20 protein-coding genes are annotated in these 20,953 nt (G+C 54.1%); 8 read left to right on the forward strand and 12 right to left on the reverse strand.

The features are described from left to right. The first annotated feature begins 133 nt into the window (after positions 1-133). From EJL02_RS01120 to EJL02_RS01130, 3 genes are all read left to right on the forward strand, one after another. Positions 134-502: a VOC family protein gene (locus EJL02_RS01120; protein ID WP_125114575.1), complete on the forward strand. Its 369-nt coding sequence runs from the start codon at positions 134-136 to the stop codon at positions 500-502. A gap of 133 nt (positions 503-635) precedes the next feature. Then, positions 636-1,178, forward strand: a complete 543-nt coding sequence (locus tag EJL02_RS01125) for a chromate transporter (protein WP_125115027.1) — start codon at positions 636-638, stop codon at positions 1,176-1,178. Then, complete coding sequence (locus tag EJL02_RS01130; RefSeq protein ID WP_125114576.1) at positions 1,175-1,741, forward strand: chromate transporter; 567 nt, start codon at positions 1,175-1,177, stop codon at positions 1,739-1,741. Before EJL02_RS01125 ends, EJL02_RS01130 begins: the two co-directional genes overlap by 4 nt. 56 nt (positions 1,742-1,797) lie before the next feature. Here the strand turns inward: EJL02_RS01130 and EJL02_RS01135 are convergent, their stop codons facing one another. The 6 genes from EJL02_RS01135 to hprK form a co-directional block, all read right to left on the reverse strand. After that, positions 1,798-2,211: a DUF6514 family protein gene (locus EJL02_RS01135; protein WP_330548618.1), complete on the reverse strand. Its 414-nt coding sequence runs from the start codon at positions 2,209-2,211 to the stop codon at positions 1,798-1,800. A gap of 13 nt (positions 2,212-2,224) precedes the next feature. Continuing rightward, positions 2,225-2,629, reverse strand: coding sequence for a C-GCAxxG-C-C family protein (locus EJL02_RS01140; RefSeq protein ID WP_125114578.1), 405 nt, complete (start codon positions 2,627-2,629; stop codon positions 2,225-2,227). 21 nt (positions 2,630-2,650) lie between these two features. Further along, positions 2,651-4,429, reverse strand: coding sequence for an N-acetylmuramoyl-L-alanine amidase (locus EJL02_RS01145; RefSeq protein WP_164510222.1), 1,779 nt, complete (start codon positions 4,427-4,429; stop codon positions 2,651-2,653). A 146-nt stretch (positions 4,430-4,575) separates the two neighbouring features. Continuing rightward, positions 4,576-5,496 (reverse strand): ROK family protein, encoded by a 921-nt coding sequence (locus tag EJL02_RS01150; RefSeq protein WP_125114580.1) that lies wholly within the window; start codon positions 5,494-5,496, stop codon positions 4,576-4,578. A 21-nt stretch (positions 5,497-5,517) separates the two neighbouring features. Further along, positions 5,518-6,240: a phosphatase gene (locus EJL02_RS01155; protein WP_125114581.1), complete on the reverse strand. Its 723-nt coding sequence runs from the start codon at positions 6,238-6,240 to the stop codon at positions 5,518-5,520. 138 nt (positions 6,241-6,378) lie between these two features. Continuing rightward, positions 6,379-7,311: an HPr(Ser) kinase/phosphatase gene (gene hprK / locus EJL02_RS01160; protein ID WP_125114582.1), complete on the reverse strand. Its 933-nt coding sequence runs from the start codon at positions 7,309-7,311 to the stop codon at positions 6,379-6,381. A gap of 201 nt (positions 7,312-7,512) precedes the next feature. Between hprK and rpmB the strand changes: the two genes are divergently transcribed. The 4 genes from rpmB (at position 7,513) to EJL02_RS01180 (ending at position 11,054) form a co-directional block, all read left to right on the forward strand. Then, the gene (rpmB, locus tag EJL02_RS01165; RefSeq protein ID WP_078096872.1) at positions 7,513-7,701 is read left to right on the forward strand and encodes a 50S ribosomal protein L28; all 189 of its coding nucleotides are present in this window, start codon (positions 7,513-7,515) and stop codon (positions 7,699-7,701) included. Between the two features lie 93 nt (positions 7,702-7,794). Next, positions 7,795-8,484 carry an AzlC family ABC transporter permease gene (locus EJL02_RS01170; protein WP_125114583.1) on the forward strand — a complete coding sequence of 230 codons (690 nt, stop codon included), beginning with the start codon at positions 7,795-7,797 and terminating at the stop codon, positions 8,482-8,484. Beyond that, the gene (locus EJL02_RS01175; RefSeq protein ID WP_125114584.1) at positions 8,481-8,810 is read left to right on the forward strand and encodes a branched-chain amino acid transporter permease; all 330 of its coding nucleotides are present in this window, start codon (positions 8,481-8,483) and stop codon (positions 8,808-8,810) included. Before EJL02_RS01170 ends, EJL02_RS01175 begins: the two co-directional genes overlap by 4 nt. 96 nt (positions 8,811-8,906) lie before the next feature. Further along, complete coding sequence (locus EJL02_RS01180; protein ID WP_125114585.1) at positions 8,907-11,054, forward strand: Tex family protein; 2,148 nt, start codon at positions 8,907-8,909, stop codon at positions 11,052-11,054. Between the two features lie 57 nt (positions 11,055-11,111). Here EJL02_RS01180 and EJL02_RS01185 read toward each other — a convergent pair whose 3' ends face one another. Genes EJL02_RS01185 through EJL02_RS01200 form a run of 4 tightly spaced genes read right to left on the reverse strand, consistent with a single transcriptional unit; the run spans position 11,112 to position 15,019 of the window. Continuing rightward, complete coding sequence (locus EJL02_RS01185; protein ID WP_125114586.1) at positions 11,112-11,654, reverse strand: VanZ family protein; 543 nt, start codon at positions 11,652-11,654, stop codon at positions 11,112-11,114. Continuing rightward, entirely contained in the window at positions 11,651-13,780 is a 2,130-nt protein-coding gene (locus EJL02_RS01190; protein ID WP_125114587.1) for a hypothetical protein, read from the reverse strand. Before EJL02_RS01190 ends, EJL02_RS01185 begins: the two co-directional genes overlap by 4 nt. Further along, entirely contained in the window at positions 13,755-14,654 is a 900-nt protein-coding gene (locus tag EJL02_RS01195) for an ABC transporter ATP-binding protein (RefSeq protein ID WP_125114588.1), read from the reverse strand. The genes EJL02_RS01190 and EJL02_RS01195 overlap by 26 nt, the downstream gene beginning before the upstream one ends. Beyond that, the gene (locus EJL02_RS01200) at positions 14,651-15,019 is read right to left on the reverse strand and encodes a GntR family transcriptional regulator (RefSeq protein ID WP_125114589.1); all 369 of its coding nucleotides are present in this window, start codon (positions 15,017-15,019) and stop codon (positions 14,651-14,653) included. The genes EJL02_RS01195 and EJL02_RS01200 overlap by 4 nt, the downstream gene beginning before the upstream one ends. Before the next feature lie 143 nt (positions 15,020-15,162). Here EJL02_RS01200 and ung point away from each other — a divergent pair, with 143 nt between their 5' ends. After that, the gene (gene ung / locus EJL02_RS01205; RefSeq protein ID WP_125114590.1) at positions 15,163-15,840 is read left to right on the forward strand and encodes a uracil-DNA glycosylase; all 678 of its coding nucleotides are present in this window, start codon (positions 15,163-15,165) and stop codon (positions 15,838-15,840) included. A gap of 53 nt (positions 15,841-15,893) precedes the next feature. On the opposite strand, the gene EJL02_RS01210 is transcribed toward ung, so the two are convergent. Together EJL02_RS01210 and EJL02_RS01215 are read right to left on the reverse strand one after the other, a co-directional pair. Further along, a complete protein-coding gene (locus tag EJL02_RS01210; protein WP_125114591.1) occupies positions 15,894-19,262 on the reverse strand; it encodes an S-layer homology domain-containing protein in 3,369 nt (1,122 codons plus the stop codon). A gap of 347 nt (positions 19,263-19,609) precedes the next feature. Further along, entirely contained in the window at positions 19,610-20,680 is a 1,071-nt protein-coding gene (locus tag EJL02_RS01215) for a LacI family DNA-binding transcriptional regulator (protein WP_125114592.1), read from the reverse strand. Positions 20,681-20,953 lie beyond the last annotated feature (273 nt).

A 20,953-nucleotide genomic window follows, 5' to 3' on the forward strand; every position in this document is an offset into this window, starting at 1 on the left:
GATGTTTCCCGTGCGGCAGACGAATTACCCTTCGGTATATTTTTGATAGGATCCGGTAAAATTTCCGGATAGCGATTGTGTTTTTTCGGAAAACGTGGTACAGTAACTTCACCAAGACAAGGAGGAACCTTTCATGCAGTTTACTTTTGCACACAATAATTATAATGTGCGCGATCTCAATCGATCGCTCACTTTTTACAAAGATGCGCTCGGATTGAATGAAGTGCGCCGCATCAACGCAGACGATGGCAGTTATGTCATTGTCTATCTGAGTGACGGCGTTTCCAAGCATCAGCTGGAGCTGACCTGGCTGCGCGACTGGGATCGCCCCTACAACCTGGGTGACAATGAGATCCATTTGGCGTTCCAGGTGGACGACTTCGCCGCAGCATATCAGAAGCATCAGAAAATGGGCTGCATCTGCTTTGAAAATCCGGCAATGGGCATTTATTTTATTGCCGATCCGGATGGTTACTGGCTGGAAATTGTTCCCGGCAAGTAATATTTTCTTTGCACCTTGCGGCATGCATACAGGAACAGCCTTTGAGGCCGCCATACCGGCGGCCTCAAAGTTTGCCCTTGGAGATTTTTCCCGCTTTCATACGATATTATTTTCAGAAAGGAATGACTTTCCTTTGAATCCATTTCTGGATCTTTTTCTCACCTTTGCCCGTATCGGTGTGTGCACCTTCGGCGGCGGCTATGCCATGCTGCCGATCCTTCAGCTCGAAGTAGTTGAAAAGCGCGCTTGGGCAACCGAAGATGAATTGATGGACTATTATGCCATCGGTCAATGTACGCCCGGTGTCATTGCGGTCAACACGGCGACCTTCATCGGCTATCGTCATCGCGGTATTCGGGGCGCTATCTGTGCCACGGCCGGCGTTGTTTTTCCGTCGCTTGTCATCATCATTATCATTGCGGCATTCATCCAGCAATTTGCGCATCTGGCTGTCGTGCAAAATGCGTTTTCCGGTGTGCGTATCGCGGTATGCGCGCTGGTTGTACAGTCTGTCTGGAAACTGGCCAAAAAAAGCGTGGTTGATCTGCCGACCGCTGCGCTTCTGCTCATCACTTTTGCCGCTGTCGCATTCTTCGGTGTCTCGCCTGTCATCATGGTCATCGTGGCCGGCAGTGCCGGTATTCTGATCGGACTGTTACGGAGGCGCCGCACATGATCTTTTTACAACTTTTCTGGGAGTTCTTCAAAACCGGTCTTTTTTCCATTGGCGGCGGCCTGGCAACACTCCCTTTCCTGCAGGATATTGCCCAAAACTACCCGTGGTTTACCTCCAGCGATCTGCTGGACATGATTGCTGTCTCCGAATCCACCCCCGGCCCGATGGGCGTCAATTCCGCAACTTATGCCGGTTTCCGTGCTGCCGGTATATTGGGTTCGCTGACTGCAACTTTCTCCCTCGTTTTGCCGTCAATCATCGTCATTGTACTGATTGCGCGTGCATTGACACGATTCCGGGATTCAACCTTGGTGCAGGATGGTTTTTACGGGCTTCGCCCTGCGTCTGCTGGCCTGATTTTCGGCGCCATGCTGGAGGTCTTTGCTTCTTCCCTGTTCCATACCGAGCTGTGGAACGGCCTTTCCAGCATTGCCAGCGTATTGAATATACCGGCAATCGCTTTCTTTCTGGCGCTTTCTTTTGCCATCTGGAAGTTTCCCAAAATTCATCCGATCGTTTTTATTGGAATCGGGGCTGTCTTTGGAATACTATTTCATTTTTGAAAACGCAAGACGCGGCAGGAGCCAACCGTTTCCTGCCGCGTCTTATTTTACCTATTTCATTTCGCCAGATAATCTTCCACAACATCCCGAAAATGTACTGCCGCAACGCCATTTTCCTGCAAAAAAGCCGCCAGCAAAGCCGTTTCTTCAAAAGAAGGCGCAATATCCGCAATGCTGTCCTCCTCTTCTTCATCTTCTATTACGGTAATGCCATATTGTTCTTTGCCGGATGTGTTCTCTTTGGTAACGATATAGCGAACCACTTTTTTCACCCCCTGTTTCTTACTCAGTCTGTTCGATCCATAACGCTTCCTTTGATCTTTATTCCTCATGCTGCACATTACCCGCGTCGCACCATGGTTTCCCCCTTTGGATCGTCTTTTCCCATTCATTTTACGCGCTTGTAAGATATGTATCTGTCGAATTTGGCTGAACAAAAGATAAAAAATATACCGCAGATGCCTTGACATCTGCGGTATTTGATTATTTTAACAAATTCTCTTCGATCAAACTGCACGCATCTTCAATACAGCCCTGGCAGGAACGACGCACTTTACCGTCCGTCACGCCCTTCAGTTCCCGGCAAAGATACGTTCCGTTTTTTTCCTTGAACGCCGCCGCCAAAGCCTTGGTCGTCTTATACGTCTGTCCTTTCGTAGCGCCCGGGAAATCTGTTCCCTTGCTGCCCTGCACACCGGCCAGCATGAAAGACGCCGATAATGCGCCGCAAACCTCCATCAGCCCCATACCGAGGCCGAAGCCTTCTGCCATGCGATACGCCGTTTCCTCATCCAGACCAAACTGATCGCAATACGCACAAATCACCGCCTGCGCACAATTATAGCCCTGATCGTGCAGCTGCTGCGCACGTTCCGCCCGCTCTATCATCACTTCAAAACTCCTTTTTCCTTAATACTCTACCTGCGTGAAATAATACATAATCGCATTATACTGTGCACGCGCTTCCGCCTGCCAATCTTCTTCGCTGTCGATAAACTTCTGATCCTCTTCATTGTCGATAAAGCAGAACTCGCTGGTCACTGCCGGAATGAACAGGGATGCCGCAATACGGTTGGTGTAATAATAGTCGCCGTTGCTGCCCTCCTTGAATACGACCTGTCGGATCGGAACCCCCAGATCGCTGTATTCCTCCAGCAGCGCTTCGGCTAAGATCTTGCTCGGACCGCCGTTTTTATCCGCGATCTGCGCAAGCACCTCCGCACCGCGCGCTGTCGTATTGGCCGCGTTATGGTGCACACTGAAGAACAGGTCTGCAGACGCCGCATATTGCTGCATCACCGTGCCGCGCAGAGAAAGCGAGCTGCCTTCCTCCATGGTATCACGCACCATGATCACATTGACGCCTGCGTCCTCCAGATAGGACTGCAAATACTGCGCCACATACAGGTTGACATGTTTTTCATCCAGCGACATATCCGCATTATGTGCGCCTACATCGCTTCCGCCATGACCGGCATCAAGAATGACCGTCATTTTTCCATCCAGATGCGATGTACGCGGCGGATCGACCGGATCATCCGGCTCGCCCTGACTGGCATCGTAGTCGCCGATTCGGGTCAGATAGTCCAGACTGCAATACCGCCCGGACCCAACGCTGGTATCCATCAGGTGCGCCCAGCCGTTTTTGATGCTGTCAACCACGATTTCATCGCCGTTCTGCAAACGGCCAACGATGTTATAACTCGTGCCCGGACCGGAACGCACGGAAAGGGACGATTCCACCTTGACGCGGTAAACACCGGTTACAAATGGCTTCTCTGGTTCTTCCGGCTCGGGTTGTTCCACATCGCCATCTCCGGTATAATCCTTGATGCGGGTCAAATAATCCGCGCTGCAATACTGTTCTTTCCCGTCGCTGCTGACAATATGCGCCCAACCGTTTTTGATGCTGTCCACTACAATCTGAGTGCCGTTTGTCAGCTGTCCGATCACGGAATAACTTGTGCCGGGTCCGGAACGCACAGAAAGCCAGGACTCCACCTTGACCTGATATACGCCCGTCACAAACGGCTGCTCCGGTTCCGGATCAGGTTCAGGCTCCGGTTCCGGAGCGGACGGCGTGGAGATCTTGACCGTCTGCGTCGTGCTTTCATAAGCAGCCGTAAATCCAATGGCCGTGGAAACATCTGCAATCTTATAATAGTTGTTGCCGTTGATGTTATATCCCTTGATGGTGATACCGCTGCCGTCGAGCAGCACCTTGGCCGTGGATTGCTGCACGCGCAGCGCTGTTGTGGACGCTACGGTCATCTCGCCGCCGACCGCCGCATAAGCTTGTCCCGAAATCAGGTTGACCGCGTTTTTCGCGCTGTCCCAAGTCACATTAAACGACACAGTTGTGCCGTTGAGCAAATACGCAATGTCGCGCAGCTTGAAATAGTTATATCCGTCAATGTTATAGGCCTGCGGATTGACGGCCTTGCCGTTAACCTGCACATGGTGTGTCGAAGGCACAACCTTCAATGTCGTCGCCCGCGCCACGGGCAAATCCGTCTCCACCGCCGTTTCCGGCTGCACAGACGCCGTCTCGGGCGTCTGCACCTCTGCTGCAACCGCCTGTTCTGTCGTGTCGGTATCTGCTTGCTGCGGTACTTCCGCCGCCGCAGCGCCCGCAGTAGATATGTAAATGGCCGCGCACAGTAACGCGATGATTCGCTTAAAACGCATGAGAAACCTCCGTGCCGTCCGTGTGAACATTTGCTTATATGTCATGTATTTTAACACGAAACCGCTCGAATTTCAACGCTGGCAACCGCAAAACAGGGCATTTGTAATATTACAAATGCCCTGTTTATGTTACAGTTTCAATTCATTTACAGCATTGCAGCACCGATCAGACCGGCGTCATTACCAAGTGATGCACAGACGATTTCAGTGTTGCGCTTATCGCTGCGGAAGGTCTGCGGAATAGTCAGGCGGCGCAGCGGCTCCAGCAGCTTTTCGCCATATCCGGCCAGGCCACCGCCCAGCACCACACATTCCGGCTGGAAGATATTGATGTAGCTAGCCAGACCGTTGGACAGGTTTTCACAGTACTCGTCAAACAGGACCCGCGCCAGCATATCCCCGGCGTCCACCGCGTCACAGATCATTTTGGCATCCAGATGGCCCGCGTTTTTGCTCAGCAGGCTTTCGCGCCCCTCCGCAAGCGCCCGTTCCGCAAATTTTACAAAAGCGGCCGCGGAAGCATAGGCTTCCAAGCATCCTTTCCGCCCACAGTTGCAGGGCTCGCCGTCACGCTGGATAACGATATGCCCCATCTCACCGGCAATCCCGTTGCAGCCGGTGTACAGCTTGCCGTCAATGATGATACCGCCGCCCACGCCGGTGCCCAGCGTGACCATCAGCATATTGCGCGCATCCTTCGCTGCACCCGCGGTCGCTTCGCCCAGCGCCGCACAGTTCGCGTCATTATCCAGCTGTACGGTGCAGGAAAATTCGGGCTGGAACGCCTCCGCAAAGCACACGTTATTCATCCCAAGGTTGGTGCCGAATTTGAGCGTGCAGGTTTCCTTGTCAAAGGAGCCGGGCACCCCGATGCCGATGCTGCTCACCTGATTGGGGGCGATCCCGCGCTCGCCGCACAGCGCCAGCGCCAACAGCTTCATATCCGCGCACAGTCCCGCAGCGTCTCCCGTTCTGGTCGGCGTGCTCTGCTTTGCCAGCAGCGTGCCGTCCTCTTCGCACAGCGCCGCTTTGACCGATGTTCCTCCCAGATCAATGCCAATCCGCATTTTCTTTCCCGTCCCTTCCGTTTATTCAAATAAATGCAGCCCGCGGCCGCGGAAATACGAATCCAACCGTTCCCGGCTGCTGTTGATTACCAGCTCCTCCGGGAACCCGATCTCCTCCAACATGGACAGCGCGTTATCCACGCATCCAACCCGGTATTCAATATGCGAATCACTGTCCACCACAATCGGCACCTGATATTTTTTGCACAACTGCGCGATTTCCGTGCAATTTTCGCGGCTTCCTTTCCGGATCGCAAACGAATTGCTGTTGATCTCTACCAGCTTATCATATTGATTGCAGCGGGAAATAATGTATTCCTTATCAAAATCGTACTTTGCATTGCCCGGATGCCCCAGCGCGTTGACACGCTTGTCCTGCAGCACCGCTTCCAGCGCTTCGGTATGCGCCGCTTTGGTGGATGGCGCAAAACAGCACTCGTGGAACGAGGCCAACGCAAATTCGATCGGCTTAAGGCTGCTCTCCTTGATGTGATCCAGCGCGCCGCCCGGACAGATATTAAATTCGATCCCGCGGATCACCGTAACGCCTTCGATTTGACGCGGCAGGATATCCAGATTGGAAAAATGCCACTCGTGCGGGCCATCTGCCATATCCGGTCCGTGATCCGTAATGCCGATGGCAATGAGCCCTCGATTTTTCGCGCCGCGCGCCATTTCATAAACCGTAGAATACGCGTGTGTGCTTGCGATGGTATGTGTGTGCAGGTCTGCTACAATTTGCATGGGAATGCTTGTCTCCTTTGAAAAGTGCTAATAAAATGCAACATCTCGTCCGATATTGCCGTGCGTTTTGTCCGCTTACACCAAAAGCCCAGCGTTGCCGGGCTTTTGGTTGAAAATCATAACTAGAATCTTGCCGATTTAATTGCCGTACTGCTTGAGCATGCGCTCCTGCAGCTCCTTGGCGGCATTGAAGCCCATCTTCTTCTGACGGTCGTTCATCGCGGCGACCTCAATGATAACCGCAAGATTTCGGCCGGGCTTGACCGGAATGGTCATGCTGGGCACTGCGATATCCAGAATCGAAGTGGTCTGGCCGTCCAGACCCAGACGGTCATACTGTTTGCCTTCTTCCCAAGGCTCCAGATTAATGACCAGCTCGACCTTTTCGGTCATCTTGATCGCGCCGACGCCAAAGATACGGCGCACGTCCACGATGCCGATGCCGCGCAGCTCGATAAAGTGGCGGATGACCTCCGGGGCCGTGCCCACCAGCGTCTTATCCGACACGCGCTTGATCTCGACCGCATCGTCTGCAATCAGACGATGGCCACGCTTGACCAGCTCGATTGCCGTCTCGGATTTACCGACGCCGGAATCGCCCAGCAGCAGCACACCTTCACCGTAGATCTCAATCAGAACGCCGTGCAGCGTCACGCGCGGCGCCAGATTGACCTTCAAAGACGCGATGATGGCGCTCATAATCGTCGAAGTAAACTCATTGGTGCGCAGAATCGGCACGCCGCATTTCTGCGCCGCCTCCATGCATTCCGGGAACACATCGATGTTGCGCGAAATGATCAGCACCGGGATACCGGTGGAAAACAGGCGCTCAAAGCAGGCCCGGCGCGCATCCGGTTCCATCCGCTCCACATAACTGGATTCTACTTTACCCATGATCTGGATGCGGTTGGGATCAAAATAATCGAAAAAGCCCGCCAGCTGCAAACCGGGACGGTTGACGTCATCCTTCGTGATCTCGGTTTTTTCAAATCCTTCGGGACCGTAAACCACCTCAAAATTAAATTCCTGAATCAGGTCCCCCAAACTGACGCCAAACTCTTTTAACTGCATAAACCAGACTCCCTTCCGCAATGGCAGGTGATAAGATGATTGTATTATACCCCCTTTTGCCCCACTTTTCAACGGTTTCCGTTGTGCCCGCGCCAAAACTTGAAAAACCAATTTTTTTGTAAAAAATAACTTGCATTTTACTCTTTGTTGTGGTATTATAATATCCGTTATGCAATGCACAAGAGAAGGAGGTGCAGGAAAATGGCAAAGTGCGATATTTGCGGCAAGGGCGTGACCTTTGGTATTCAGGTTTCCCACTCTCATCGTCGCTCCAACCGTACCTGGAAGCCGAACGTTCGTCGCGTAAAGGCTCTGGTTGACGGTACTCCCCGCCATATCAACGTGTGTACTCGGTGCCTCCGCTCCGGCAAGGTAACCCGCGCGATCTGATTTGCAGACGCGATACCGTTGAAACTGTCAAAGCGCTCTGCTTGCAGAGCGCTTTTCTATTGTCTATCCACCCCCTGAAAAGGTGATTTTCCTATGAAAAAGGCATTTCGTCCCGCTTTTGCGGTGACGATTCCGGTTTTTTGCGGCTATCTGTTCATCGGTTTCGCATTCGGCGTGATGCTGCGCGATATCGGCTACACCTCACCATGGGCATTTCTGACGAGCCTGACGGTTTACGCCGGTTCGGGTCAGTATCTGCTGGTGTCGCTTTTGGCGGCAAACGCGTCGCTCATTACTGTTGCGCTGATGACGCTGCTGCTCAACTGCCGGCATATTTTTTACGGCCTGTCCTTTCTGGAGACCTTTCACAAAATGGGACACGCCAAGTGGTACATGATCTTTTCCCTGACGGATGAGACATATTCGCTACTGTGCTCGCTCAAAACCCCGCAGGACGTCGATCCCAATGCTATGCGCCTGTGGATCGCGATGCTCGATCACAGCTATTGGATTCTCGGCTCGGTTATCGGTGCGATCATCGGCGGCGTGCTGCCGTTTGACTCCACAGGCATCGACTTCGCCATGACATCGCTGTTCACCGTCATTTTTGTGGAGCAGTGGATGAGCTCCAAGCAGCATATTCCCGCGTTTCTGGGAATCGGCGCCGCCGCCATCTCGCTTGCGCTGCTCGGCCCGGATAATTTTATCCTGCCCGCGATGCTCGCGATCTGCGTCATGCTGATCGCGCTGCGCAGCCGTCTGGAAAAGGAGGTGCCGCAATGAGCGCTGCACGAGCACTGACAATGATTTTGGTCGCTGCCGTATGCACCTTTGCGACCCGCGTTGCGCCTTTTCTGCTGTTCAATGGCAAAAAGCCGATTCCGCCGATCGTGCGTTATCTGGGCGAAGCGTTGCCGCCCGCCGTCATTGCGCTGCTGGTGGTTTACTGCGTGAAAAACGTAAATTGGCTGGCAGCCCCGCACGGTGTTCCCGAATTGCTGTGCATCGCCGTAACGGCTGCGCTGCATGTATGGAAACGCAACAATCTGCTTTCCATTGGCGTGGGCACGGTGCTGTATATGTATCTGATTCAAAACGTATTCATCTGAATTTCTTTCCGCGCTGCTTTATGCAGTGCGGTTTTTTATTTTCCCGCCGCCCAATCTGTGGTACAATAAAACACAGTCCAAAAAAGGAGCGACACCATGGAAAACATTACGCAAATTCTCGCCCGGGAGTTCGGGCAAAAGGAAGAATACGTTACAAATATTGTAAAACTGCTCGACGACGGCAATACGGTGCCGTTTATCGCGCGCTACCGCAAGGAAATGCACGGCACGATGGATGATCAGACCATCCGCCAGCTGGCCGACCGGCTAACCTATCTGCGCAATCTGGATGCACGTCGGGAGGAAATCCGCGAAGCAATCGAAGCGCAGGGCAAACTGACAGACGAACTCAGCGACGCCATCGCGGCAGCGGGGACGCTCGCGGCGCTTGACGACCTCTACCGTCCCTATCGGCCCAAGCGCCGCACCCGCGCATCCGTTGCGCGTGAGAAAGGTCTTGCACCGCTGGCCGAAGCGCTGCTTGCCGCATGCGGCAACGCGCCCGACGCGGAAACTCTCGCGCAGCCGTATGTCAATCCGGAAAAAGGCATAGAAACCGCAGCCGACGCGCTGGCAGGCGCGAGCGATATCATTGCAGAGGATCTGTCGGACGACGCCGCGCTGCGCGGACGGCTGCGTGCGCTGCTGCATCGCACCGGCGTAATCCGCACGGCAGGCTGCGACCAAGCCGACACGGTCTACACCATGTACCACGAATTTTCTGAGCCGGTGCGCCGCCTGCAAAGCCACCGCATACTGGCTATCAACCGCGGCGAAAAAGAAGGCAAGCTCAAGGTCACGTTGGAATGTGACGAAACCGAAGCGCTCGCCGCCATCATCCGTGCAGCCGTACATCCGAAAAACCCGTATGCCGCCTTGCTGCGGGAAACATGCGCCGACAGCTGGAAGCGCCTGCTGTTCCCCTCTCTCGAACGCGAACTGCGCGGCGAATTGACTGACGCTGCCGACGAGCAGGCCATTCACACCTTTGCGCTCAATCTTCGTCCGCTGCTCATGCAGCCGCCTGTACGCGGCCGCGTCACACTGGGTTTTGACCCGGGCTACCGCAACGGCTGCAAGCTGGCCGTCGTGGACGAGACCGGCAAAGTGCTCGACACAGCCGTCATCTATCCCACGCCGCCGCTCAAGAAAACCGAGGACAGCAAACGCACCCTGCGCCGTCTGTGCGACCGATACCAAATCACCTGCATTGCCATCGGCAACGGCACCGCCTCCAAGGAAAGCGAGATTTTCATTGCGGATTTTATCCAGGAATACGGCGGTGGCATCGATTATATGGTGGTATCCGAAGCCGGCGCGTCGGTCTACTCGGCTTCGCCGCTCGGCGCGGAGGAATTCCCGGATTTTGACGTCAATCTGCGTTCCGCCGTGTCGATTGCGCGCCGCTTGCAGGACCCGCTGGCCGAACTGGTCAAGATCGATCCCAAATCGATCGGCGTAGGACAGTACCAGCATGATATGCCGCAGGCGCGGTTGAGTGAAACACTGGACGGCGTGGTTGAGGACTGCGTCAACGCGGTCGGCGTGGATCTCAACACCGCATCCCCTTCCCTGCTGCGCCGCGTGGCCGGTATCAGCCCGACCGTTTCCAAAAATATCACCGCATACCGCGAGCAAAACGGTAGCTTCCAAAACCGCAAGCAGCTGCTCAAGGTCAAGGGGCTTGGTCCCAAGGCGTTTGAACAGTGCGCGGGCTTTCTGCGCGTGCCGGACAGCGCTGATCTGCTCGACCGCACCGGCGTACACCCGGAAGCCTACGAAGCCGCACGCACGCTGCTCATGTTGTGCGGCTACACGGTCGAGGATGCAGCACAGAGCAAGATCGGAGAACTTTCCGCCCGCGCAAAGCAGCTCGGACTGGCCGAGCTGGCGACCCGATGCGGCGTCGGCGTTCCGACTCTGACCGACATCATCGACGAACTGCAAAAGCCCGGCCGCGACCCGCGCGACGAGCTGCCGCCTCCGCTGCTGCGCTCGGACGTGCTGGACATTGCCGACCTCAAACCCGGAATGAAACTCAAGGGCACAGTGCGCAACGTCGCGGACTTTGGTGCATTCGTGGATATCGGCGTGCATCAGGACGGACTGGTTCATATCTCGCAGCTTTCCAACCGATATGTCAAGCATCCGTCCGAGGTGGTCACGGTGGGAGACGTCGTCGATGTCACCGTATTGTCTGCCGACCCCAAAACACATCGCATTTCGCTGACTATGAAGCAGTAACAAAAAGGGATCACCCCTCGAGGGTGATCCCTTTTCTCTATCCGTCGGCTCCCTATCCTACCAAATCAGGCCAAGCGCCATTACATCGGTGACCGTTGCCAGCACAATAACCGCCAACCAGCACGCGAGCGGATAGCCCCATGCTGCACGGCTGTCGCGCTGCGGTGCAAGCCACGGACAGGACCGCAGCAGCAGTTTTGCCAGTGCAAATCCGAGTGCTGCGCCCACGGTGTTCAGGATGAGGTCATCCACCGAGGTGACGCCGCCTGCTACCAGCTGGATCAGCTCGATACTGAGGGACATACCAAACCCGAACAAGATCGTGCGTTTGGCGCCGTCGAAATACGACCAGAACAGTGGCAGCAAGAATCCGAGCGGTGCAAGCAGCACTGCGTTGCCTGCAATATTCGCAACCGCACCAAGGCCAGGGGAATCTTGATCGCTTACGATCGCGATCATATCCGCAAACGGGATCAGCTCCAATTTTGGCACCGGCAGCCGCCCCACCAACAACTGGTAGAGAGACGGTCCGGTCACCAACCCGACACCAAGCAGGTAAAGCAGCAGCACCAGCACGCCGAACAAATCGCGCCGTTTCATGCTGCGGCCTCCGTCGCAGGCACGTCGGCAACCGCGTTGTTATCCAAGTTTGCTTCGTCCGGACGATATTTTTCTACGATGGCTTCCGGCCAATCGCCATCGGCGTACGCCAGCTGGTACCAATTCTCCTCACCATTCTGCTTGATGCGGGCTACGATTTCCATACTATCCGTGCGCGGATCAATCCAGATGCCCTGTTTTGCCGCGTTTCGTATGCTGCCAAACCCCATCGTATCCCGGTTTGCCGCGTTCTTCAGCAGCGCCGCGATGTCCGACTTGTCGGTGACCTGCACGGATTCCACGCGGTACTCGCCGTTTCCAACCGAATAGCTGAACTGCAGATCGATCATGTCAACATTATCCGTTGTCAGCGGTACCGGGCTGACCCCTGTCAGCTGCTTGATCAGCGCCAGCGTTTTTTCATCCTCCGCAGTAACATATACATCAGCCTCGTACTGGGTATAGTCCTCGCCCTCGCGCATAAACTGCAGCCGCAGCACCGGCAAACTATTTTTCTGCCGTGTGAGCGACTCTTCGCGCAGCGTGGTCACAATCTGCCGAATGTCTTGCTCATTCTTCACGGCAGAGACAACATTATAGTCGCTTGCGTCGGAGTAAATATCCATGACGAGCGTGCTTTGTTCATCCTCCAGATCCAACTGGAACAACGGCCATGCCGCACGTTTATATTCTTCCGAAGCATAAATCTGATGCAGCAGCGTCTGCACCTCCGCATCCTCATCCGGCAGCAGGAAAGTGCGCGCCGCACTGCGGCCGCTAAGCTGAAAACGCAGCGTAATGCTACTGAAATTGCCCTGACCATACAGCGCATCCCGGTTGATCTGCGTGCCGATCTCGCCCAGACGATATGCGGCGTCGATGTTGGCCGCCTCATAAAGCAGTTCGCTCGCGTCGCCGCCTACACTGACCGCCTGAATATCGTCCCGGTCGGGCAGCCAGCTGTCATAACCGGTCACATCAAACTTCATGCACAGGATGCCCGCAAACAGCACCACCAGAATGACTATCAGATGCAGCGGCTTTCCGAGGATCGCACGGAAGTCGAATGCATAAATGATCTCAACAATCCAGTGGAACAGCACCGTGCCGATCACCAGACCGATCCAGAACCAGAAGTTCCCGGCGATCATGCTAAACACCATGCCGAACGCCACACCCATAAACAGGCACATGTAAACCTTAATGGGCAGTTTCGCGCGCGGGAAAGCCAGCGCCACGCCTGCGCGCTCGCTGCGACGAATGCGGAACAGGAAGAGCGCCAGCGCGGTCGCAGCGACTGCAACAATCAGATAAGCGATCAGCAAGCCGACTGCGGAGACCGGGGTTTGCGTTGCAAGCAGACTTGATACCCCTTTTCCGCCCCTTGTAAAGCCGTTGATTTCAAACATTTCAATCAGCGGAGACAGATAAAACGCTTGCTGCACATGCTCGCTTTCCATTGCATATGTCTGATAAAACTTTTCACACAAACCGACGAACAGAAAGCGCGCCAACATGGGCGACAGATGCACCCACGCGAGCAGCAGCAGCGTAATGACCGTGTTGCCGCACACGATCGTAGTCAGCACGGTCAGCGCGTAAATCGTCAGGAACAGGATCAACTGGCTGACCAGCGCGCTGCCGATCGCGCCCCAATCGACCGCCGCACCAAAGCCCATGCCATAAACACAGGCAACCGACAGGACAAGCATCACCAAATAGGTGGACAGCGAAAGGATGATGCCGGTCAGAAAGTTGTTTGCAAACAGCCGGGTGCGCAAAATGGGCAGGCTGTGATAAAAATCCACCTTTTGGCGGGAATGCAGATACGCGAACATCGCCACACCGCACACGATCGCCATGATAATGAGCATGGTTTTGACAAAATAGTTGCCGCCGTCCAGCAGGGACGCAACTTGGTTCAGTGCATTTTTCCAATCGATATCGACCAAGTCCGGCAGATCTTTCGTATACCGTGCACGGTTTTCCAGCGCCTTCTGCATCGTCATCAAAAGCGGCAGCGGCAGGGACAGGAAGAACCCGACACCGCCCAGCACAAAACCCCACAAATTGCGGCGCAGGCTGTCGCCCAGCAGGCCCTTAGAAGAGAAGTTTCTTGAGGTCATACCCCGCCACCTCCGTTTCATTGATAAAGATTTCCTCCAGCGTCAGCGGCAGCAGTTCGCAGAAGCTGGGGTGCATCGCGTTTACCTTGGCCAGCAGCTCTTCCCGGCTGCCGCGCGCCGTCAGGGTGTACAGCGAACCGCGCTGCTCCAGATGCAGCAAATCCATGTCCTGCCATGCATCCGCCGGCAGCGGTTCTGTGAAGATACACTGCATTTTGAACATGCCGAGCTTCATCTCATCCAGATCACGCGAAAACAGGATGCCGCCGCGGTGCAGCAGACCGACATGATCACAAATATCCTCCAGCTCTCGCAGGTTATGGGACGCGATCACCGGCGTCAGGCCGCGGCTCTCAACATCCTCGGCAAACAGGCTCTTGACCGTCTGCCGCACGACTGGGTCCAGACCGTCGAACGTCTCGTCGCAGAACAGATAGTCCGTGCCGGCGCAAATGCCGCAAATCACCGATACCTGTTTTTTCATGCCCTTGGAAAACGTGCGGATTTTCCGTTTTTCGTCCAGACCGAAGCCCTGCATCAGCTTTCGATAGCGATCCTCATTGAAATGCGGATAAAACCGCTTGTAGTAATTCTTCATCTCCTCCGGCGTGCAGTTGGAAAAGAAAAACTGCTCGTCGGAAATAAAGAAAAACCGTTCTTTCAGCGCAATGTTTTCAAAAATATCCGCATCATCGATGCGCACTGCACCTTCATCCGGCCGCAGAATCCCTGCCAGCATACGAAGGAACGTCGATTTGCCCGCCCCGTTGGAACCGATCAGACCGTAAACTGATCCGTCCCGCACTTCTGCACATACATGATCGACCGCAGTAATATTGTCAAAGCGTTTGGTTGCATTTTCCGCTGTAATCATGCTTTCTCCTCTCCTTCCTCCAACCACCGGCGCATCTGTTCATCCGTTGCGCCCAGCATATGTGCCTGTACGGCAAGTGTGTGGATCTGTGCTGCGATTTCGTCCAGACGTCTCTGCCGCAGCGCCGCCGTATCATCTGAAATGAAATTCCCGCGCCCTTTGGCAGAATAAATCACGCCGCGCCGTTCAAGCTCCGCATATGCGCGTTGAATGGTGTTCGGGTTAATCGAAAGCTCCATGGCAAGCTGCCTGACACTGGGCAGCTGACTGCCGGCCGGCAGCGCGCCGCGCAGCGCAAGGTTTTCCACGCCATCCACGATCTGCTCATAAATCGGCCGCGCATCCCGGTAATCAATCTTGATCACACCCGCGCCTCCTTTCCTTCAGTGTTCTATCTGTACTATATGTGTTAATACAGTTAGAGTATAGCCGGAGCAACGCATTCTGTCAATAGCTTTTTTCAAATGCTTATGATATAATGTTAGCAAACCCGATGCAGGAGGTTATCATGGTACATTTAGGAAACGACTGGGATGAAATACTGGCGGATGAATTTCAGCAGGACTATTACAAACGCATTCGCTACTGGCTGAAAAAGGAATACGCGGAACAGACCATTTACCCTCCCATGAACGATATTTTCAACGCCCTGCGATACACCGCATACGCGGACGTCAAAGCAGTGCTGCTTGGGCAGGATCCCTATCACGGCCCAGGACAGGCGCACGGGCTGTGTTTTTCGGTGCAGCCCGGTGTGGCGCCGCCTCCCAGCCTGCAAAATATTTTCAAGGAACTCAAGAGCGATCTCGGCATCGATCCGCCGCAGAATGGCACACTGACGCCATGGGCCAAACATGGTGTCCTGCTGCTCAACACGACCTTGACCGTCCGGCGCGGACAGGCCAACAGCCATAAGAACATCGGTTGGACCACCTTTACCGACCATGTGATCCAAAAGCTCAACGAGCGGGAAAAGCCAATCGTCTTTCTCCTTTGGGGCGGCAATGCCCGTTCAAAAAAGAAGCTGATTACCGCGCCGCAGCATCTTGTTCTGGAATGCGCGCACCCCTCCCCTCTCTCGGCCTACAACGGCTTTTTCGGCTGCCGCCATTTCTCCAAGTGCAACGCCTTTCTCGAGCAGCACGGCATCGAGCCGATCGACTGGGATCTGCGGCACGCGGAGTAATCAATCACTTCTATTGCATAAAAAAACCACGCTGCAACAGCGTGGTTTTTTCTTTATGACTGCGAAATCATCTTATCGCCCAGGAACAGATCCCCGGCATATCCGTATACATAGGTTGTGACCGCACTGTCAACATGCTTCACAGACGCAGAATCGAAAATCAGATAGGTGCGTCCGTCCTCTGCCGAAACAATCGCAACCGGATTGCCTTCGCACAGATAGTCGTACGCAAGTTCCGTATCCGCCTGAATAATACCTTTTCCCACTGCCGTCTCAGAGTCATACGCATATACTGCGTCTCCTGTTTTCAGCAGCGTATCCTCGCCCGGAGCCGAAGCGTAGGACAGCGGGACCATCACATCGCGGCCATTCATTGTGCCGCCTCCGACTTCGATTGCCGTCACCTTGAAAATCAGCTTGTAGTCGTATTGGTCATCATTAATCTGATATCCATCCGTACCCTGATACACCTTCAGGTCCAGCGCGTCCAACGGATTGGTCGTGTTATCCGAAATCATGTATTGTCCTTCGATCGAATCTCGATAGGCTTCATTGAGCAGGATTTTCGTTCCGTTGGCACTGAAAATACCGGCATTTTCCGCGCGTACCACACCGTTGAATGTGATATTCTCCAGAACCACCAACTCGCGGACCTTTTCCAATTGCTCTGTCTGATCGGTAATCCCACTGTTTTTAAGCATCACATCAATGTACGCATGATAAGACGGATTGCCAAACAACAGACCCGCATATTTCTGACCAGAGACATTGCCGTTCATGGTGCAGTTTCTCAAAACCAGCAGCGGACAGTCCTCCCATTTTTCCGCCGGGAAGTAACCCGAACCAATAAAGCCGGACGTGCAGGTGGCTGTATTCTGAACGCTGGCATTGACCGTGCAATTCTCCAGCGTGATCGTCTGACGCTCCGTGGGGTTTTGCCGGCTGTCAAACACGCAGCCCATAATCAGGAAACCGAAGTTCGACTGATTTTCCAGCTTGACCGTACACGCCGCCGTCGCCGTGATATCCGACAGAGTCAGATGATCCACCAGCCACGGGTCAGTCGTCACGGTCAGTCCAACCGAAGCATTGGAAACCAGAGAAAGGTTTCGCACGGTTACATCGCCGTAAACCTGACCGAACAGCGGCAAAGCCTTTTTGGCCGACTGTGCGGAAGCGGCAATGGAATACCCCTGTCCGTTGTAGGAACCGCAAAACGCGGAAATGCTCTTATCCAGCCCAGAGAGATCCGCTGTCTGCACAAACCAGAATGGCGTACCGGATTTCATTTTGGCTGCCAGATACTCGATCGCCGCAAATTCCTTTGCATTCGCAATCTCATACGGCGCCTGCTCGGTGCCAAAGCCGCCGGAAAACGCCTTGATCCATGCCTGCTTGCCGCCAACTTCCAGCTGCAGATAGCCTTCCGGCGCATGCACCGTGACCCCGCCCCGGTCACTGTATACCGGCGCAGCCTCTTCGAAAATCGAAGTCGCATCAAAGGTCAGCGAAGTTTCATTTTCCTCCACCTGACAGTCGATATTGACGCCGCCCCACGCATTGCCCACGGTATGCAGTCCCACCGCAGTTACCGAAGAGCTGTTGACCGTCAGACCGGCGCCCAAGCTATTCTGCAGCGTGACATTTTCCAGCTTCAGATCCGCCACACAATACGGCTGCAGACCATAGGCCTTTCCGCTGCTGTTCAGCGTCAGGTTTTTGATGGTGACATGATCGGCCGCTTCGCCTTCCACGCCGAGCAGGTGCTTTTCCAGATTGCTGCTTCCTCCAGTCCAGGTATCCGCTGCCGTGATGGTCTTGCCATTGCCATTGATCGTGCAGGACACCGACACAAACAGCTTTTTCTCTGTTTGGAAATCCGCGGTTACCAGAATATTCTTACCTGCTTGGATCGCAGCGTTCCACGTTTCCGCGCTGTCCACCTGTGCCCATGTGGGATCTATTTCGCCGCACGAACAAATGCCGTCGGTATACTGGTGGCTATGGCTGCTGCCGCCGGAAGAACCGCCAGAGGAACCGCCCGAAGACGAACCGCCATTGGATTCAACGGGCGTTGTTGCGGTCTCGCCCGCACCGATCGTACCGTTTCCAGTCGTGACCGATTCCGAGCTGTTGTTTTCCACCTTGGTGCCCGCAGTGGAGACCGTCACATTGGTGGCGTTTTCCGCTGCCTCAACGCAGGAAACCGTGCCGGAGCCTTCCACCGTCGTGCCACTGCCGGCGGTACTGATCAGATCGATTTTGGAGCCGCCCTGCGCCGCAATGGCAGCATCCGAAACCGCGTCATTGACCGCAATGGTTCCGACCGTTCCGGCCACCTGCACCGTCGTGCTGTCCGCTGCAACCGAAACCTGTCCCACGGCTGCATTGCCCAAAACAATGACGGTCGCATCCACTGCATCTTCCGTCACCATTACTTGCTTGACGGTATCGCTGATTTCCACAACTGCACCGGCACCCTGCACACGCACTTGCTCCACTGCGCCGTTCAGTTTCACCGTGTCCGCGCCTGCGTCCACCGTAAACAGACCAACCTCAGCATGATCCTCCACGGAAACGCGCACCGTGCTGTTTTGCCGACCTACAATGACCGGTCCGATCACGCTGTCGCCCTTGATGATCACCGAATGTACGCCGCCGCCGCGGATAATCAGTTTGCCTTTCACGGCAACGCTGTCGAGGACAACATGTCCATCCCCAACACCTTCGGCCACAATCAGATCACCGAATACCGTCATGTTCTTGAGCGTGACCTGATCCGCATTGATGACGGCAGAACCATTGATGTCTTCCGTATATTCCCCGGCATTCTGATAAAAACCAACGAACACATTGTCCAGAATCGTGATGACTTCCGCACGGGTAATCCCTGCTTCCGGAGCGAAACGACCGTCGCTTCCCTGAATGTACCCTTTATCTGCCATCGCGTTGACGGCGCCAACCGCCCAATCCGCAATTTCCTTTTGGTCACCAAATGCCGCATCCGGCGCATTCTGTGTATCCAGCTTGAGCACACGGGCAAACACAACAGCTGCTTCCTGGCGGGTAATGGTATCAGATGGCCGCACCGTACCAGCAGCATCGCCTGCAATCACGCCAGCGGCATTTGCTCCGAGGATAGCATCCGTATACCAGCTGTTATCCAGATCGGAAAAGGTGTTATCCGCCTTGACCTGATATTCCATCACGCGATCGAGCATAACCGCAAACTCGCCACGGGTAATACTGCGATCCGGCCGCACGCTGCCATCTTCATATCCCTGTATGATGCCGTAGTTCATCCAGGTGTTCATTGCCTGCTTCGCCCAATGGCCATCCAGATCTTTTGCCGCCATGGCCGAAGGCATCATGCACAAAACCAATGCCCCGGCAGCCGTGGCTGACAGGATTTTCTTTTTCATTCGTTTTCTCCTTTAAATATCATCCTACACCGTGTTCTTTGTTCATCAATGCGTTTTCCTGCCACATATAGGCATGCCATTTTGATGAAACCCTATCTGCGTCAAGACAGTCTTGCTTAGTATAGCAAAATTTCTTTCTCCTGCCAAGCACTATGTTTACCACATTTGTATATTATTGGATTATTCATAAAATTTTTTGCAAAACGCATTGATTCTATGTAGGTATTTCCAAATAAACCGTTGTCGCTATCCTTTTTTTGACTGTAAACGCCATCAACACACAGTCCCTTTACAAAAAAGCAGGGAGACCATAAATATGGTCTCCCTGCTTCTTTCGGTTCTCTGCTTTATGCTTTGCTGTCGGGCAATTCACGGTCAAACCGCATCAAATCACTATTATATTTGGTTCGAATCGCAATATCCGTATACAACAGCTCACGTTCTGGCTGTTTTTTATGCATCAGGTACTCATACAGCAGATACGGCGGTCGATATCCCTGTTCAAACGCTTCCTGATCGAGCACAATGCTCAGACTGTCAGATTGCAGCAGGCGCATATTGGGCTCATTCAGGTCATATGCGATGATTTTAACCTGTCCTTTTCGGCCCTCTTCGTCCACCGCCTGACACACGCCTTCCTGTCCATTCGAAGCGACATAAATGCCCACAAGATCCGGGTTTTCCCGCAGTGCATGCTGCGTAATCTCGTGCGCATAATCATCTCTGTCAAAACAGGGCTGAAACGGTAAGATCCGCAGATCACATGCGCCCGGTTGCTGAAGCGTATCCAAAAAACCATTCAGTCGGTTGTTATGAGCCGTATTGTTCAAATGTCCGGCAAGCGGCAGCACCTTGCTGCCCGCGGGCAGCATTTGGCACATCAAACCAGCAGCGGTTTGCCCCGCACGATAATTATCCATACCGATAAAACAGATTCGCTTGCTTCCCGGGATGTCGGAATTCAGGGTAATCACAGGAATGCCCTGCTCATACAGCCCGTTGATACACTGCCGCAGCTCCGAAGTGTTGTTTGGGGAAATGGCAAGCCCCTGTATGCCTTGCGAAGTCAATTCCTCAATACTTTCGAGCACCAGTTCTTCGTCCAGACCGCGCAATTCACGCACAATAAATTCCACGCCGGATGCACGCAGCTCGGACGCGGCACGTCTGAGCCCTTCGCGTACGATCTGCATGGTCGGCGTTTCGACAGACTGCAAAATCGCGCCAATCTTGAAATCACGCTTTGTTCGCACCAACGCCTGCCCCACCAGATTGGGCTTGTAGCCCAGATCGGCCGCAATCTGATGGATGCGTGCAGCAACCTCTGGATTGACACGGCCGCGGTTGTGCAGCGCACGGTCCACTGTGCCGCGCGAAACCCCTGCCAATTCGGCAATCTGCTGTGCAGTAACTGCCATGATTTCTCCCTCCCAACCGGATGTACCATCAGTATAGCACACTGCACGCATTTTGCAAGCGCACTTTCCCAGTGAAAAATTCAAATTTGCAACTTTTGGAATGCCGCACAGTTTCCGAATGACACTTCTGGTCGAATGCCACACACAATTGCACGCATTTGCACGCATCCAAAAAATAATTCCCGTCAATTTGGCAAAGTCGCTGTTTTGTTTTTGTTCGCAAATCACGAAAAGCATTTTCCTCTCCATTTTATCATTGAAAACCAAATATTT

Origin of the sequence: Agathobaculum sp. Marseille-P7918, from assembly GCF_900625105.1 — a bacterium.
In the GTDB taxonomy this organism is placed as follows: Bacteria; Bacillota; Clostridia; order Oscillospirales; family Butyricicoccaceae; genus Agathobaculum.

Coding starts and splice junctions, on each gene's coding strand:
- EJL02_RS01215 (WP_125114592.1), bottom strand. CDS start 20,680: ATGGCAGTTACTGCACAGCAGATTGCCGAATTGGCAGGGGTTTCGCGC.
- EJL02_RS01145 (WP_164510222.1), bottom strand. CDS start 4,429: ATGCGTTTTAAGCGAATCATCGCGTTACTGTGCGCGGCCATTTACATA.
- EJL02_RS01175 (WP_125114584.1), top strand. CDS start 8,481: ATGAGCGCTGCACGAGCACTGACAATGATTTTGGTCGCTGCCGTATGC.
- EJL02_RS01135 (WP_330548618.1), bottom strand. CDS start 2,211: ATGTCAAGGCATCTGCGGTATATTTTTTATCTTTTGTTCAGCCAAATT.
- ung (WP_125114590.1), top strand. CDS start 15,163: ATGGTACATTTAGGAAACGACTGGGATGAAATACTGGCGGATGAATTT.
- EJL02_RS01190 (WP_125114587.1), bottom strand. CDS start 13,780: ATGACCTCAAGAAACTTCTCTTCTAAGGGCCTGCTGGGCGACAGCCTG.
- rpmB (WP_078096872.1), top strand. CDS start 7,513: ATGGCAAAGTGCGATATTTGCGGCAAGGGCGTGACCTTTGGTATTCAG.
- EJL02_RS01170 (WP_125114583.1), top strand. CDS start 7,795: ATGAAAAAGGCATTTCGTCCCGCTTTTGCGGTGACGATTCCGGTTTTT.
- EJL02_RS01130 (WP_125114576.1), top strand. CDS start 1,175: ATGATCTTTTTACAACTTTTCTGGGAGTTCTTCAAAACCGGTCTTTTT.
- EJL02_RS01120 (WP_125114575.1), top strand. CDS start 134: ATGCAGTTTACTTTTGCACACAATAATTATAATGTGCGCGATCTCAAT.
- EJL02_RS01195 (WP_125114588.1), bottom strand. CDS start 14,654: ATGATTACAGCGGAAAATGCAACCAAACGCTTTGACAATATTACTGCG.
- EJL02_RS01140 (WP_125114578.1), bottom strand. CDS start 2,629: ATGATAGAGCGGGCGGAACGTGCGCAGCAGCTGCACGATCAGGGCTAT.
- EJL02_RS01185 (WP_125114586.1), bottom strand. CDS start 11,654: ATGAAACGGCGCGATTTGTTCGGCGTGCTGGTGCTGCTGCTTTACCTG.
- EJL02_RS01180 (WP_125114585.1), top strand. CDS start 8,907: ATGGAAAACATTACGCAAATTCTCGCCCGGGAGTTCGGGCAAAAGGAA.
- EJL02_RS01155 (WP_125114581.1), bottom strand. CDS start 6,240: ATGCAAATTGTAGCAGACCTGCACACACATACCATCGCAAGCACACAC.
- hprK (WP_125114582.1), bottom strand. CDS start 7,311: ATGCAGTTAAAAGAGTTTGGCGTCAGTTTGGGGGACCTGATTCAGGAA.
- EJL02_RS01150 (WP_125114580.1), bottom strand. CDS start 5,496: ATGCGGATTGGCATTGATCTGGGAGGAACATCGGTCAAAGCGGCGCTG.
- EJL02_RS01210 (WP_125114591.1), bottom strand. CDS start 19,262: ATGAAAAAGAAAATCCTGTCAGCCACGGCTGCCGGGGCATTGGTTTTG.